The organism is Anoxybacter fermentans (assembly GCF_003991135.1).
GTDB classification, from domain to species: domain Bacteria; phylum Bacillota; class Halanaerobiia; order DY22613; family DY22613; genus Anoxybacter; species Anoxybacter fermentans.
Genome location: NZ_CP016379.1, coordinates 402,818 through 418,733 on the forward strand (window position 1 = coordinate 402,818; position 15,916 = coordinate 418,733).

A 15,916-nucleotide genomic window follows, 5' to 3' on the forward strand; every position below is an offset into this window, starting at 1 on the left:
TGGTTAAACGAAAAATTTCTATGTCGCTCAAAATTAGCTTTTTGCAGTTTAATCAGGTATCTTCTGTCTAAAAAAATAATATATTATATTAAGGAGGTAGTCTATGAACAAAAAATATGTAATTGGTGTTGATCTTGGCGGAACAAAAATCTTAACTGCAATCGCTGATATGGAAGGTAAAATTTTGAATCGGGTACGGGTAGATACAGGTGCCGATGAACCTGCAGAAAATGTTATAGGTCGTATAATTAAGACAGTTAATGAGGTAATGGAACAGGTAGGTGCTACAAAAGATGAAGTCCTCCGGATTGGAGTAGGTTCTCCAGGCCCCCTGGACATTGAAAAAGGAGTTGTACTCTTTTCACCAAATTTAAAATGGCATAATGTGCCTATTGTTTCGATGATGGAAGAAGAACTGGGACTGCCGGTTGTTCTTGAGAATGATGCCAATGCCGCTGCTCTAGCTGAATATACTTTCGGTGCTGGAAAAGGTGCAGAGCACATGATTTATATGACCATAAGTACTGGAATTGGTGGTGGAGTGATCATCAATGGTCAGCTTCTTCATGGTGTAGGTTCTGCTGCTGGAGAGCTGGGACACCATACTATTATACCAGATGGTCCGCAATGTGGTTGCGGTAATTACGGCTGTCTTGAGGCACTGGCATCTGGAACAGCTCTTGGGAGGTATGGCCGGGAAGCTGTTTTGAGTGGTGAAGAGACACTAATGAGGGAAATGGTAAATAGTCCTGAAAAAGTAGATGGGTCAGTGGTTACCCGTGCAGCTGAAGCAGGAGATAAAGTGGCTTTAGAGATTGTAGACAGGGTAGCTACATATATTGGTATTGGGATTGCCAACATGATTAATATTTTTAATCCAGCCAAAGTGGTATTGGGCGGAGGAGTTATCAAAGCTGGCCATCTATTTTATGATAAAATTTTAAAAACTGTAGAAGAACGGGCATTAGAAGCACCACGAAAGCAGTGTGAGATTGTTTTTGCTGAATTAGGATCTGATGTGGGTGTTCTTGGAGCAATTGCAGTTGCCTTAAAAGATAAATGATAGGTAATAGGAGATGAATTTTTTTGAGCTTAACGATTCAGGAATTGATCTCCCATTTCAAACTGGAATTGTTAGCTGGTAGGAAAGGCTTGAAAAATAAATTGATGGTGACAGATATCAAACGGCCGGGGATTGAACTTGCCGGCTATTGGAAATACTTTACCCCTGAACGAATTCAGCTGTTGGGGAGAACTGAGATTAACTTTTTAAGTGAACTTTCTTTTCTTGAAAGAAAGGAAAGGTTGATTAAATTTTTCAGTTATCAATTACCAGGGGTAATTATTACACGGAATTTAAAACCACCTGAGCCGATGATCCAGATTGCTAAAGAGACAGGAGTTCCTCTCCTGAGAGTCAAAACCTCTACAACCCGTTTTTTAAGTCAGTTGACCGATTATCTGGAAAAAAAGCTTGCTCCGTCTAAGACCGTTCACGGGGTACTGGTTGAGGTATATGGTGTGGGAGTTTTGCTGATAGGGGAAAGTGGAATTGGAAAAAGTGAGACTGCCCTTGAATTGGTAAAGCGGGGTCATCGGCTGATAGCTGATGATGTAGTAGAGCTGAAACGAATTGGAGCCAGTACACTGGTGGGTACTGCTTTAAAGATTAACCAGCACTATATGGAATTAAGAGGAATTGGAATTATTGATGTTAAGACCCTCTTTGGAGCAGGAGCAATCAAATCAGAACAGGTGGTCCACATGATAATCGAATTGGAAGACTGGAAATGTCAAAAGGACGATTATGATCGATTGGGTTTAAATACTGCTACGGCTCCTTTACTTGGTGTTGAGATTCCAAAAGTAGTGGTTCCGGTGCGTCCTGGTCGGAATTTAACAACGATAATAGAAGTTGCAGCTATGAACCATCGGTTGAAATGCATAGGATTTGATGCAGCAAAGAAATTTACCCGGCAACTTGAGGCAGAGATTTCCCGTAAAAGAGAGAAGAATACTCTGAAAGGTGAGTGAAAATGTCTCATAAATTCTGGGTCATTCTCCTGGTTGTTCTGTTGATTTCTGGCCCGACAGTCAGGGTATTTGGTGAAGATGAAACAGGGGAGATTGCCGTAGAAGATAAATGGACCACCATTCTTGATATAGAAGATCCTATAGGAGATGATTATGGCCCCGGTACTTATCTATACCCAACTCATGTTCAGTTTGCACCATATCAGGGTTTATTAGATATTGAAAGATTTAAGGTAGAAGGTACAGAAAAACTGATTAGATTTCAGATAACTTTTGGTCAGATAACCAATCCCTGGCATGGACCCTTTGGATTTAGTCATCAATTGATTCAGATTTATATTGACCACCGTCCCGGTGGTAAAAGGCGGCCCTTTTATCCCGGGGCCAAAGTTGTTTTTAGCCCACGGGCGCCCTGGGATACTCTGATAAAGGTGACTGGTTGGGGAATGTATATCTTTCGCTGTACAGATAAACCTGAAAAAGAACCTGCTCACTATACTAAAGGGGATATTAAAGTTCTGGCTGATGGTAAAACCATCCAGGTTCAGATTCCTATTGAAGATATAAGTAGTTTTGATGATCTTTATGATGCTTCTTATTATCTTTTGGTAGGTGGCCAGGATGGTTTTGGTCCTGATAACTATAGGGTGGTAAAAAAAGAAGTGAGCGAATGGTATTTTGGTGGAGGAGATGGGTCAGGATATGCTCCTAATGTGATTGATATACTTACTCTTCCTCATAAAAGTCAGCAAAAAATTCTAGGTTCTTATGATCCGACAAACCGTGTTCTGGCAGTTGTAGAACCTGTTCATCGTCCCAATCCTCTAAAGAAAGGAATTATCTATCTAATATCTATTACCGTTGGAATACTGCTCTGGTACAGTTGGTGCAAAAGAGATGAATTTAACTTAGACCAATAATTAAGAAGATTAAAATAATAAAGATTAGACTGTAAAAAGCTAATTTTGAGCACATTGAAATTTTTCGTGTAACCATCTTAGTAAGATTGAGGAGGAATAAGGCTTCATCAGAGAAGGTGATAAGCTAATCAGGGGTCAGAAGGACCTATTGCTTAGTGTGCCTTATTTCGACGTAAATCGAACTTTAGATGGTTCGAAAAATTTCTTCATAAAGTGAAAAATTAGCTTTGTGCATTAAAATCAGACCATTAATTTAAGAAGATTAAATAATAGTCGATTAGGGAAAAAAGAGGAATTTTATTTGATAATGAAGAAAAATAAAAATAAGACCCGCAAGATGGGAGGTACCAGAGTGAGCAGAGGTATTTGTAAATTTTTAATATTTATTTGTATTGTTTTTCTATTTTTAAGTCTGCCTCTCCTGGCCAGAGAGGATAATGATAAAAGGAATATTATCTTTCAAATAGATGATCCGGTGGGAGATGATTGGGGACCAGGAAGCTACACCTATCCTAGATACAAACATTTTGAACCTTTTAAAGGTTTATTTGATCTAACCAGATTTAGTATAATCGATGCTGACCCGGATTATATATTAGAGTTTGCATTTACAGAAATTCGTGATCCTTGGCGTTCTAAATATGGATTCAGCCATCCTTTGATTCAGATTTATTTTGATAATCAGCCGGGTGGAAGTACTGAACTTTTCCGGCCCGGGGCCAGGGTAAAGTTGGATTCTAATGCACCATGGGATGTTATGTTGAATATTACTGGATGGTGGGTCAGATTATTCCGACCTACTGATAGAGAAAGAGTTAAATCGATGAAAATTCCCTGGAATGATACAAAAAATCCTTTTGAACTTTCTGAGGCTGTTGTTACCCTTGAAGAAAATGTGATCAAAGTTCAGTTACCTAAAACCATTATTGGGGATTTAAGTAAGGCAAAATTCTTTTTACTGATTGGAGCCTTTTTTCCTTTTGGTGAAGACCATTATCGGGAGGTTAAAAAAGTTAGTGATGATTGGGCATTTGGTGGAAGCACTAATCCGGAATTAAGTCCCCGGGTACTGGATATTTTAGTACCGGATGGAATGGTTCAGGAAGAAGTCTTAAAATTAAGTCAAAATGCTCGTGATTTTGTGACCATTCCTTATATTGCTATTAGTAGAGGGACTGAAAGTATGATTTTTAATGAAAAAATTTTGATCTGGGTTGTAACGCTAATAGTTATTGTTTTATTGGCATTAGTTATTAAAATAAAAAGTAAAAAAGACCCAGTCAGAAAGTAGTATAATATATTGACCTTCTTCAAATATTAGTTAATAGAAAAAATTTGAAGGGGGAATAAGATGGCTCAAACTAACTATCAGTTGGACCCAAATATGGATCAGGGAATCAAGGTTGAACCAACTCCAATTATTGCTGGACAGCGGGTGGATATTGAATATGATGGACTTTTAGCTAAAGCTGGTGCTCAAGAAATTTATCTTCATGCAGGTTTTGGTAGGAACGACAGTTGGACTAATGTAATGGATATTAAGATGACTCGCCAGGGCAATCGGTTTGTAACACGTCTTGCAATTGAAGATGAGACCAGATTCAATTTCTGCTTTAGAGACAATGCTGGAAACTGGGATAATAACAATGGGCGAAATTGGTCTTTTGAAATCCATAATGGCAAACTCTACTAAATTTTTAAATATCCGGGTCTATCGGAAAACCGATAGACCTTTTTTAGTATTTAGAAGTTATACTTTTTGCAGTATAATCCAGTATTAATTTTACAGAGGTGATTTGAATGGAAATGATTCGTTTAACAGGTTCAATTTTAAAAAAAGAAGAAGAATTTACTCGTCGGGAATGGGTGGTAACTAACGGAATAGGAGGTTTTGCCGGATCATCACTGGTGGGAGCCAATACCAGGGGATATCATGGGATTTTAGTAGCTGCTTTTAAACTGCCCCTTAAGCGAATGCTCCTTGTGAGTAAGTTAGATGAAAAGGTATTAACTGCTGATAAGGAATATCCGCTGGGAACCAATATCTATCAAAACGATTTGCATCCTAAGGGATATCTGTATCTGACAGATTTTCGATATAGTTTCCATCCTATATTCAGTTATGAGCTGGATGGAAGAATTCTGGAGAAGAAGATTTATATGATTTATGGTGAAAATACTACTGTTGTGGAATATCATTATCTGGATGGTACAGATCAGATTAAGCTTCGATTGACTCCTTTTTTGAATTATCGGGATTATCATGGTAATATAGAGGCCAGTGACTGGCCCTGGATGATAGAAAAAGACGGATGTCAGTATAAATTTACTGCCTTTGAAGGGGCTGCTTCAGTTTATATGACTGCAAAGGGAGACTGGACTGAAGATCGTCACTGGCATTACAGGTTATTCTATCCCATTGAAGAATACCGGGGTCTTAAAGCATTGGAAGATCATTATATTCCGGGATATTTGACTGTTCAATTAAAACCAGGTGAAAAATTGGCTGTAATTTTTTCAACATTGGACAAATATAGAGGTAATGATGATATTCAATTACTATATCAGAAACAGGTTGAGAGGATTGAAGAATTATTTAAAAAGGCCGGAGCTAGAGATAGATTGAGCCGCAGGTTAGTGATAGCTGCAGATCAGTTTCTGGTTCACCGTGATTCTACAGATACAGCCACGGTGATTGCTGGCTATCCCTGGTTTACTGACTGGGGGCGGGATAGTATGATTTCTTTGCCAGGGTTAACTCTGGCTACAGGAAGATGGGAAGAAGGAAAAGAGATATTGGAGACTTTTGCCCATTATTCCAAATATGGTTTAATTCCTAATCGTTTCCCGGATGAAGGAGAAGAACCTGAATATAATACGGTGGATGCAAGTCTCTGGTTTTTTGTTGCTTTTTATGAATACTACAAAAAGACCGGAGATAAAGAATTTGTTCTAAAACATCTACCGCTATTAAAAGAGATAATTCGTTTTCATATGGAAGGTACCCTCTGGGGGATTCAGATGGAGTCTGACGGATTATTGACCCAGGGTGAAAAAGGTGTGCAGTTGACCTGGATGGATGCAAAGATTGGAGATTGGGTGGTAACTCCCCGCCAGGGAAAAGCAGTTGAAATCAATGCCCTATGGTATAATGCGGTCAAAATTGTTGCTTATTTTACAAAACTTGCTGGTGAAGAAGAGAAATTTCAGGAATATGAAGAATTGGCGCAAAAGATTTTAATAAGCTTTAGAGAAAAGTTCTGGAATGATGAAGAAGGGTATCTTTATGACCGGATTACTGATGGAGAAAAAGACCCCTCTATCAGGCCAAATCAAATTTTTGCTTTAAGTTTACCTTTTCCATTGTTAGATTGCGAGGAAGGTGCCAGATTGTTAAAAGTAGTAAAAGAACATCTAGTTACACCCTTTGGTCTGCGCAGCTTATCATTCCAGGATAAAGATTATCACAGTCACTATGGTGGTAACCAGTACCACCGGGACGCAGCTTATCATCAAGGAACAGTTTGGGGATGGCTTATGGGACCATATCTGGGTGCACTCCTTTATGTAAAAGGCGACTCTTTAAATACACGACAGCTAATTTTTAGTTTACTGGAGCCGCTTTTGGCACATATGGAAAGTGATGGAGCTATTGGTCAGATCAGTGAAATCTTTGATGGAGACCGTCCATATCATCACCGGGGTTGTTATGCTCAGGCCTGGAGTGTTGCGGAAATTCTCAGGATAATTGATTTAATCTCATAAAATTTTAGCAGGAAGTTTTAATGAGGATAGAGAAGCATATAAATTTAAGGAGATGATTAAATTGCAAAAAGCTAATTTTGAGCGCTATAGAAATTTTTCGTTGAACCATCTTAGTGAGATTTCAGTCGAAATAAGGCCTCATATGAGGATGTGATAAGCTAATCAAGGGTCAGGATGACCCATTTTGATGGTTCGAAAAATTTCTTTTGAAGTGAAGAATTAGTTTTTTGCAGTAAAATCAGGAAATTAAATTGAAGAGGAGGGAATTTCTGTGCGACAAAAACATTTTAGCCTAATCGCTCTGTTGGTTATAGTCGGTTTAATTGTGCTAGCTTTACCTGTAACAGCTCAGGAAGATTTATTTGGTCAGGGAATGGAGGCATATTTATCTGGAGATTATGAAAAGGCCATTGAATTTTTTGATCAGGTAATAGATGCTGATGGTAGATATGTGTATGATGCTTATTTTTACAAAATTTTATCCTATGCTAATTTATATAAACTGTTGCAGACTAAAGATTCATTACAGGAAATGATGGATAAGGGCTTTGATTCTGGATATCTTCATTGGAGATTGGGGCAATTATATTTAAATAAAGATTCCCAGTTTGATAGTGCTCAGTTGGATGAGGCATTGAAAGAACTGAAAAAAGCTTATGATATGGGTATTCGTACTGCTGAATTTCACAGGGATTTGGCGTTAGCTTATCAGGGAGTCGGTGAATATGACAAGGCAATAACTGAGTATAAGCTGGCATTGATGCAGGATCCTAAATATGTCGAAGGTTATATAAATCTGGCTTTAATTTATAAGGAATTAGGTGAAAACGAAAAAGCTATTGAGGCATTGGAGACTGCATTAAAATATGATGCTGGAAATATAAGTATTTATCAAAGTCTGGGAGATTTGAAGTTTTCTTTAGGTGATTTTTCTGCTGCGGCTGAGTATTATAAAAAGACTTTAGAGATCAATCCAAAGTTTGTATCCAGTATGTTAAAACTTTCTTTGACATATTACCATATGGAAAAATATGATCTTGCTAAATATCAGTTCTTAAAGACCATAGAGATCAATCCTTATCTTTACCAGGCTTATTTCTATCTAGGTAAGATTGCGGTACTTCAGGAGAATTATGAAGAGGCTATAAAGTATTTTGAACTGGCTATTGAATATAATTCTCAATTTGCAGATGCATTGATTGCTTTGGGTGATATATATTTAAAACAAGGTAATGCTTATCGGGCCATGTCCCAATATACTCTGGCTATTGAAAAGAACCCTAAATATCCCAAAGCTCATTTACATCTGGCTAAAGCCTATATTGTTCTGGAGATGAAAGAAGCTGCCATAGCCGAATTACGAAAAACACTGCACATGAATCCTGATTTTAAAGAAGCACAGGAGTTATTAGAGCAGTTATTGGGAGAATAATACTTGATTATACTGCAAAAAGCTAATTTTGAGCGACATAGGAAATAAGGCCTCATCACAGGAGGTGATGAGCTAGTTCTAAGGGCCAGGAGAGCCCTTTGAGTCAGGAAGCCTTATTTCAGCGGAAATTGAACTTTAGATGATTCGAAAAATTTCTCAAGAAGTGAAAAATTAGCTTTTTGCAGTTTAACCATTAAATAAGATTAAATATAGTAACCATGAAGGTTAAAGCTATTTGAAAATAGCTTTACTTTCATGGTTTATTATTTTTAAAAGGGAGGAATCATTGATGAAAATTAAAACAAGACAGATGGTGTCTATGGCAATTTTGATTGCATTAGGTGTAATTTTGCCAATTAGCTTTCATTTGTTCGAGGCAGGTGGCTCAATCTTTTTACCGATGCATATTCCTGTTTTTTAGCAGGAGCTTTACTTGGCCCAGTTGTTGGAATGATTGTTGGAGTAGTGACGCTGGTGTTAAGCAGTTTTCTTACCGGTATGCCGCCCATTATTCTGATGGTTCCAATAATGTTTGTAGAACTGGGTATTTATGGTCTGGTGATCGGATATTTTTATATATCTGGCCTTACTTTTTAGTATGGTGATAGGGGGAATTGGGGCAGGTCTGATTGTCTGGATTCTGGTATATATTTTTAATATTAGTAGTTTGCCAGCCAATTCTTTGATATTCATCTGGGGCGCTATTATTAAAGGATTGCCAGGGATTATTATTCAAGTTGTTTTGATTCCGTTGGTAGTTTATTTTCTTAAGTCATCAAAGGTAGAAATTATGGAAAATCTGTAGAGGGGTGAAAGAATGTCTAGAGAATTTTTTAATCAAAAAGCAGAAAAATGGGATCAGATAGTTAATCATGATAGCATTAAAATCAGGAAAGTACTTGATGGGTTACCTGACATTGTTAATCCAGAGATTTTGGATGTAGGTTCTGGAACCGGAGTTTTAATTCCATTTTTAAAGGAGAGATATGGTGAAAGGGTACGGATTACTGCCATTGATTTTGCAGAAAAGATGATTGAGGTTTCTAAAAAAAAGCACAGGGATTATTCGAATATTGAATTCATTGTAGGAGATATTTATTCATATCCGTTAACTGAAAGAAAGTATGATTTGATCTTGTGTTATTCGGTTTTTCCTCATTTAAAAGATAAAGAAGGTATTTTAAGAAGGTTTGGATTACTTTTAAAACATGGCGGTTGGTTGGTAATCTTTCATTCTGAGTCCCGGGAAAATATCAATAATTTACATCACAAAGCTGGTAAAGAGGTGAAAGAAGATTATTTACCGCCGGCAGATCAAGTAGTGAAGATGGCTGAAAAGTTCGGGTATAACGCCAAAAGAGTTGTAGATGATGATAGGATGTATCTGGTGGAGTTGCTATATTTAAATTAGGCAGGCGTTAGAAAAGCCTTTTCCCAATAGTGGGAAAAGGCTCTTTTTCTCTATTGTATCATTTGTTCAGATGCTCCAATTTTGCCGCCAACCTGAATAATAAACTCTGGTGAACCTTCTGGACTTATGACTATCTTTTTCTGATAAAACTCGTCAATGGTCATCCACTTAGTATCAACTATATTAGATGGTCTGTCTGGTGGAGTTTGAACCTCATTTGAACAGAGGATAGGGTGAAAATGTCCGGCTTCATCCCTTACACCTAATTCAAAGATAAATTTTTGATCAGGTTGATTTAAATATAGATACCAGTTTCCTGCCTTTGGGTCAACAGCTTGAAAGAAATCAATCTGCTGTGAAAAATTTCGAACTTTGAGTTCCCATTTTCCAGAGGGTGCATCAGGAGGTAATACCCAATAAACGAATACCCAATAAGGGTCTTTGGCAAGTGCTATTAATGTGGGATTTAACTCCATGTCAATGGCCATCTCATATCCGGAAATTGGCTCGGGTTGAACGCCTATTTGAATTACGTGATCAGCCGGAGCATTATAATCCAACTCCAATACCTGAACAGGTCTGAATTTTTCAGGTGTCTTTGTTTTTTCTTCATCCTTTAATAACTCAATCCTGCTTTTTCTTTTCATTTTTTCTCTTTCCACTTCTAAATCCAACTTATTTTCCCATTCAGGTTTGTGACTTATGTTTGGTTCTTCTGCTATTTCCATATCCTCATTTTTTCGAGGAGGAAGAACCACTTCCTTATCACCTTTTTCCCGTTTGCTTATAAAATAGAATATGGCTATTAATACAGGGATCAATAAAATAATCCATTTAATCAAAGGGAGGTCACCTCCTGGGATAATCTTCTGGTATGAAAAGTATTATATATGCTGGTAAATTCTATAGTCCAATTCGGGAAAAAGGTTATTTTCTGCTTCAAACCTGCTCAGTTTCTCTTCATCAATTCTTTTCTCTCTAATCATTTTCACAATTTCATTAAATTGATTCAAATGGGTTTTGATACGGCGAATGGCATAGTCAACCATAGTACCTGTTTTCATGATAAATGCCCAGTCACTACTTTGGGCCAACAGTAACTCACGTGCTGCCTGGTTTAATGCCCTAAGTTCCAGTAAAGAAGGATTTTTATACTCTGAAGCCAGATCGATCATCTGACGGCTTGCTTGATGAAGATAAGGATAAATCCAGTCATTGGTTCCATTGAGCCAGACTTCGTGATATCCCTCATGACCCCAGCTTCCCTCGGAGGGTTGGGCAATTTGATGGTTTGGATATTTTTCCAGATATCTGGAAGGCGTAATCAACCTGACCTGGTTTTGATCAAAATAAAGTTTTTTGATAACGAACTCCAGAAATTGAGGTCCTTCATACCACCAATGACCAAATAGTTCAGCATCATAGGGTGCATTTATGATTGGTGGTTTATCCATAAAGGTTGTTAAATACTCAATCTGTTTTTGACGGTTGAAGATAAAGTTGCTGGCATGGATAGATGCTTTTTTTCTAGCCCAATCCGGTTTGTAGACCTTTTTATAATCGGTTTTTCCGGTAATCCGGTAGTATTTGATTCCTGTCATTTTTCTAATCCCTGAGGAGTGAATGTATGGACGGATATAGTTATAATCCAGGTCATATCCTATATCCCGGTAAAACTCACGGTAATCAAAATCTCCTGGATATCCTTCCTGAGCACTCCAGACCTGTTTTGAGGTCTCTACATCCCGACCGAAGACTGCCACACCCGCTGGAGTATAGACTGGAGCGTTGACCCCATATTTAGGGCGGGGTGTGGCATAGAGGAGGCAATGGGTATCTACAAAAAAGAATTCAATTCCTTCATCAGCCAGAATTTGATCAAAACCCGGTTTATAACCACACTCCGGTAACCATATTCCCCGTGGTTTACGACCAAAGAACCGTTCATAAGTTCTTATTCCCTGACGGATTTGGGCTCTAATTGATTCAGGATAAATCATTAATGGTAGATATCCGTGGGTGGCAGCACAGGTGATAATTTCAATTTGCCCGATCTCTTGAAAATATCGAAAACCTTGAATAATATTTTTTTCATACCTTTCACAGAATAAATGATAGACTTTTTTAAATGAATCTAAATACATTTGGGCTACTCTATTAAATTCAGGTTCATTTTGAGTTCGTTTGACTTCTTTTTGTGCCAATTCTATTAATCTCTCTAAGCGTCGTAGATAACGGGTCTTAAGAAGCTTATCATTTAGCATATTTAATAATGTGGGGCTTAAAACGATAGTGATGGGAAAAGGTACATTTTCCCTTTCCAATTGTTCCATCATTTTTAATAGCGGCAAATATGTTTCGGTAATTGCCTCATAAAACCAATCTTCCTCTAAGGGATCAGAATCATTTGGATGGCGTACAAAAGGTAAATGGGCATGTAATACTAGGTTGAGATAACCCTGAGTCAATTCACTTCACTCCTATTCAACAGTCGTACTCCTTTTAATATGAGTAGAGAGATAAAATTTTATACATAAAAGAACTGAATAAAACCACCACCTCTGGAGATATTAAAAAGCAGAGAAAATTTATAAGGAGGGAAGTTTTTTTGCATATTTTAACTTTTTCCCCTGAATATCCGCCACTACAGGTCGGGGGATTGGCCAGGCATGTTAAGCCACTGAGTGAAGCACTGGTTAAAGAAGGACATAAGGTTACAGTAATTACTCAGATGGCTACAGGTGCACTTAAAGAAGAGATGAAAAATGGGATTGAGATTATCCGGGTTAAGCACCCTCTCGTTAATGCTCCAGATTTTGCGTCTTCTATTCTTCAGATTAATTTTGAAATGGTACAGGCAGCAGGTAGCCTGATTTTAAAAGGGCGTCATTTTGATTTGATTCACGGTCATGATTGGTTGGTAATAATGGCTGCCCGAACTTTGAAACACCAACTAAAAGTTCCTTTGATTATGACCATCCATGCCACAGAACACGGTAGAAATCACGGTATTTATAATGACTTGCAACGTTATATTAATGATTTGGAATGGCTTTCTTGTTATGAAGCCTGGCGGGTTATAGTCTGTAGTAATTACATGAAACGCGAAATTCAATATCTTTTTCAGGTTCCTGAAGATAAGATTGATATTATTGAAAATGGCGTGGAACCTGAGGATTTTTCAGGTGATGTTTTAGAAGGATTTCGAGAGAATTATGCCCATCCCGATGAAAAAATGGTCTTTTTTGTAGGCAGATTGGTGCAGGAGAAAGGTGTACAGGTTTTGATTGAGTCAATACCTGAAATTTTATTCCATAATCCTCAGACCAAATTTGTTATTGCCGGAAAAGGACCCAAAATGGATGAACTAAAAGACCAGGCAACACGGCTTGGTGTTTATGATAGGTGCTATTTCACCGGTTTTATTGATGATAAGACGAGAAATAATCTCTACCGTGTCTGTGATCTGGCTGTTTTTCCAAGTCTGTATGAACCTTTCGGAATTGTAGCACTGGAAGCTATGGCTGCTAAAGTTCCAGTTCTTGTCACTAATGTAGGTGGCATGGCAGAGATTGTAGAGGATGGGGTAGATGGGATTAAGGTTCATCCTGGATCTCCACATGAGCTGGCCCAGGGGATTTTACGGGTTTTAAAAAACCCTGAGTTGGGTAAAAAGATTCAGGAAAATGGTTTTAAAAAGGTAAAAGAGAAGTATAACTGGCCCGGGATTGCTAAAAAGACCAATAAAGTTTATCAACGGGTATATGATGAGTATCTGGAAAGTGATTGGGGTGAAGAGATTACTGGTATTAATATGGTTAATGAAAAAGTAGAATACCGGTATCAAACTACAGGAAAGTAAGGAAAGAAGGAGGATGTGGTAAGGATGAAAGCAATTATTATGGCTGGAGGTAAGGGAACAAGATTACGTCCATTAACCTGTGACCTTCCAAAACCGCTGGTACCGATTTTAAACAAACCTGTAATGGAATATAGCATTGAGCTGTTAAAGGAACACAGAATCACTGAGATTGGGGTTACTACATGTTATCTTCCCGAGATGATTAGAGATTATTTTGGTGACGGTAGCCGTTGGGGAGTTAAGTTATACTATTTTCAGGAAGAAGAACCATTGGGAACAGCGGGAAGTGTACACAATGCTTCAGATTTTCTGGATGAGACATTTGTTGTGATTAGTGGAGATGCTTTGACAGATATTGATCTCAGTCAAGCTATTAGATATCATCAGGAGAAAAAGAGTATAGCTACTCTGGTTTTAAGCCGCCAGGAAATACCTTTAGAGTATGGCGTGGTGATTACTGATGAGAATGGTAGAATTATGCGTTTTTTAGAAAAACCATCCTGGGGAGAAGTTTTTAGTGATCTGGTCAATACAGGAATTTATATCCTGGAACCAAAGATTTTTGAATATTATGATCATGGAGTTAAGTTTGATTTTAGTAAAGATCTCTTTCCTTTGCTAATGCAGGATGGCCAGACTTTGTACGGTTTTCCTGCAGATGGTTATTGGTCCGATATTGGTGATCTGGAACAGTATATGCAAACTCAATTTGATATTTTGACTAAAAAAGCTGATGTATATATTCGAGGTAGACAGATTGAAGAAGGGATCTGGATTGGTGAAGGAACAGATATTCCTGGAAATGTACATTTAACTGCACCGGTCTTCATTGGAGAAGATGTAGTAATTAAGCCTGGAACACATTTAGAAGCAGTTGTGATAGGAGATTATACCATCATTGAATCCGGTAGTTCACTTAAGAGAAGCATTCTCTGGTCTGGGGTATATCTGGGCAGGAATACAGAAATCAGAGCTGGTTTTCTCTGTGATGGAGTAAAGGTTAAAGATAATGTTCGAATTTTTGAAGGAGCGGCTCTGGGTACAGATTGTACAATTGGAAGGAATGTAACTATCCAACCGGGTGTAAAGATCTGGCCAATGAAGGTTGTGGAAGATTATACCAACCTTAATAAAAGTCTTGTCTGGGCACCTAAATGGCGGAAGCGGCTCTTTAATACTTACGGAGTACATGGTCTGGCAAATATTGAGATAACTCCAGAGTTTGCAGCTAAATTGGCATGTGCCTATGGGTCAACTTTTGAGAATGGTGCAGAAATTGCTGTAAGCTCCGATAATTTTGCAGTCTCTAAAATGCTGCAAAAATCTGTAGTAGCAGGGCTTCTCTCCAGCGGAATAAGGGTCGTTGATCTGGGTGAGATACCATCTCCTGTTGCCAGATACAGTATTGCTTCTTTAGAAGCTAGTGGTGGAATGCATATTCGCTGTTGTTATGATAACCCTGAAGAAATAATTTTTGAGTTTATGGATGAAAATGGAATTAATATTAATCGAAGTATGGAAAGGGAGATTGAAAAGAAATTTTTCGGTGAAGATTTTAAACGGGCAGACCAGGAGCATGTTGGAGAATATTACTATGCACCTCAGATGATTGATAGCTATTTACATGGGCTTGAATCACTGATCAATCGTGATCAGATTCGCCGCAGACGGTATCGATTGGTGATTGATTATGAATATGATAGTCTTTCTCAGCTTTTACTTAATATGCTTGACCGTCTTGGTTGTGAAGCAGAATTTACTTATAACTATGGACGCGGGATGCGGCCTTTAAGTTTTGCTGAAAGGCTTTCTACCAGTAATCGGATTGGACAGATGGTTTTTGATTTAGAAGCTGATATGGGGATTATTCTGGATCATAATGGAGAGAATCTGACTCTGATCACTGAATCAGGCAGAGTGGTGACTGAAGAGGAATTTCAGATTTTAATGGCCATGGTTCTTCTTCATCAGGGAGTAAGGAGATTGGTTGTACCAATAAGTGCCCCTGCTTATATTGATGAATTGGTTGAGGAATACGGAGGAGAGATTATCCGTACCCGGAGTGATAGGCCAACGATAATGCGTACGTTTTTTGATGTGGCAGTAGAAAATGGACAACCTTTTATCTTCCCCTATAGTGATGGATTGGCAGCACTGACACTGATTCTGGACTTTTTAGCAGATCAGGAGATAACTCCAGATGAGTTAATTGAATCTATTCCAGCATTCTATACAAGTCTAGAAGATGTGGACTGTCCGTGGGAAGAGAAGGGTAAAGTAATGCGTAAGTTGATTGAAACTACCAGGAATGACAAGGTGGAGCTGGTGGATGGTGTAAGAATACAGCATGACCATGGTTGGACATGGATTTATCCTGATAATGATGAACCGGTCTTCCATGTTTACACTGAAGCAGATAATCCAGAACTGGCATCTCAAATCTCTCAGGAATATGCTGCCATGATAGAAGATTTTAAAACGAGTTAGGAGGA

The 15,916-nt window shown here is 38.2% G+C and carries 14 protein-coding genes; 12 read left to right on the forward strand and 2 right to left on the reverse strand.

Going from position 1 to position 15,916, the window contains the following annotated elements:
- Positions 1-103 precede the first annotated feature (103 nt).
- From BBF96_RS01790 to BBF96_RS01835, 10 genes are all read left to right on the forward strand, one after another.
- Positions 104-1,063, forward strand: a complete 960-nt coding sequence (locus BBF96_RS01790) for an ROK family protein (protein ID WP_127015569.1) — start codon at positions 104-106, stop codon at positions 1,061-1,063.
- 23 nt (positions 1,064-1,086) lie between these two features.
- Complete coding sequence (hprK, locus tag BBF96_RS01795; protein ID WP_205665685.1) at positions 1,087-2,034, forward strand: HPr(Ser) kinase/phosphatase; 948 nt, start codon at positions 1,087-1,089, stop codon at positions 2,032-2,034.
- Between the two features lie 2 nt (positions 2,035-2,036).
- Positions 2,037-2,954 carry a glucodextranase DOMON-like domain-containing protein gene (locus BBF96_RS01800; protein WP_127015571.1) on the forward strand — a complete coding sequence of 306 codons (918 nt, stop codon included), beginning with the start codon at positions 2,037-2,039 and terminating at the stop codon, positions 2,952-2,954.
- A 352-nt stretch (positions 2,955-3,306) separates the two neighbouring features.
- Entirely contained in the window at positions 3,307-4,245 is a 939-nt protein-coding gene (locus tag BBF96_RS01805; RefSeq protein ID WP_164730848.1) for a glucodextranase DOMON-like domain-containing protein, read from the forward strand.
- A gap of 60 nt (positions 4,246-4,305) precedes the next feature.
- Positions 4,306-4,647 carry a carbohydrate-binding protein gene (locus BBF96_RS01810; protein ID WP_127015573.1) on the forward strand — a complete coding sequence of 114 codons (342 nt, stop codon included), beginning with the start codon at positions 4,306-4,308 and terminating at the stop codon, positions 4,645-4,647.
- Between the two features lie 113 nt (positions 4,648-4,760).
- Positions 4,761-6,719, forward strand: coding sequence for an amylo-alpha-1,6-glucosidase (locus tag BBF96_RS01815; RefSeq protein ID WP_164730849.1), 1,959 nt, complete (start codon positions 4,761-4,763; stop codon positions 6,717-6,719).
- 271 nt (positions 6,720-6,990) lie between these two features.
- Positions 6,991-8,151, forward strand: a complete 1,161-nt coding sequence (locus BBF96_RS01820; RefSeq protein ID WP_127015575.1) for a tetratricopeptide repeat protein — start codon at positions 6,991-6,993, stop codon at positions 8,149-8,151.
- A gap of 289 nt (positions 8,152-8,440) precedes the next feature.
- A complete protein-coding gene (locus tag BBF96_RS17100) occupies positions 8,441-8,572 on the forward strand; it encodes a hypothetical protein (protein WP_257792002.1) in 132 nt (43 codons plus the stop codon).
- Between the two features lie 44 nt (positions 8,573-8,616).
- The gene (locus BBF96_RS01825; protein ID WP_335876829.1) at positions 8,617-8,748 is read left to right on the forward strand and encodes a hypothetical protein; all 132 of its coding nucleotides are present in this window, start codon (positions 8,617-8,619) and stop codon (positions 8,746-8,748) included.
- Between the two features lie 220 nt (positions 8,749-8,968).
- Positions 8,969-9,562, forward strand: a complete 594-nt coding sequence (locus BBF96_RS01835; protein WP_127015578.1) for a methyltransferase domain-containing protein — start codon at positions 8,969-8,971, stop codon at positions 9,560-9,562.
- Between the two features lie 50 nt (positions 9,563-9,612).
- Here BBF96_RS01835 and BBF96_RS01840 read toward each other — a convergent pair whose 3' ends face one another.
- Both BBF96_RS01840 and BBF96_RS01845 read right to left on the reverse strand, forming a co-directional pair.
- Positions 9,613-10,404, reverse strand: a complete 792-nt coding sequence (locus BBF96_RS01840) for a DUF4912 domain-containing protein (protein ID WP_127015579.1) — start codon at positions 10,402-10,404, stop codon at positions 9,613-9,615.
- A 42-nt stretch (positions 10,405-10,446) separates the two neighbouring features.
- Positions 10,447-12,030, reverse strand: coding sequence for a glycoside hydrolase family 57 protein (locus BBF96_RS01845; protein WP_127015580.1), 1,584 nt, complete (start codon positions 12,028-12,030; stop codon positions 10,447-10,449).
- Positions 12,031-12,170: 140 nt separating this feature from the next.
- On the opposite strand from BBF96_RS01845, the gene BBF96_RS01850 reads away from it, so the two are divergent.
- Complete coding sequence (locus BBF96_RS01850; RefSeq protein WP_127015581.1) at positions 12,171-13,424, forward strand: glycosyltransferase family 4 protein; 1,254 nt, start codon at positions 12,171-12,173, stop codon at positions 13,422-13,424.
- A 24-nt stretch (positions 13,425-13,448) separates the two neighbouring features.
- Entirely contained in the window at positions 13,449-15,911 is a 2,463-nt protein-coding gene (locus BBF96_RS01855; RefSeq protein WP_127015582.1) for a sugar phosphate nucleotidyltransferase, read from the forward strand.
- Positions 15,912-15,916: the final 5 nt, after the last annotated feature.

Bases quoted from the DNA above. Each gene is read 5' to 3' on its own strand.
- BBF96_RS01855 (WP_127015582.1), top strand. From the start codon at position 13,449: ATGAAAGCAATTATTATGGCTGGAGGTAAGGGAACAAGATTACGTCCA.
- BBF96_RS01810 (WP_127015573.1), top strand. From the start codon at position 4,306: ATGGCTCAAACTAACTATCAGTTGGACCCAAATATGGATCAGGGAATC.
- BBF96_RS01815 (WP_164730849.1), top strand. From the start codon at position 4,761: ATGATTCGTTTAACAGGTTCAATTTTAAAAAAAGAAGAAGAATTTACT.
- BBF96_RS01835 (WP_127015578.1), top strand. From the start codon at position 8,969: ATGTCTAGAGAATTTTTTAATCAAAAAGCAGAAAAATGGGATCAGATA.
- BBF96_RS01790 (WP_127015569.1), top strand. From the start codon at position 104: ATGAACAAAAAATATGTAATTGGTGTTGATCTTGGCGGAACAAAAATC.
- BBF96_RS01800 (WP_127015571.1), top strand. From the start codon at position 2,037: ATGTCTCATAAATTCTGGGTCATTCTCCTGGTTGTTCTGTTGATTTCT.
- BBF96_RS17100 (WP_257792002.1), top strand. From the start codon at position 8,441: ATGAAAATTAAAACAAGACAGATGGTGTCTATGGCAATTTTGATTGCA.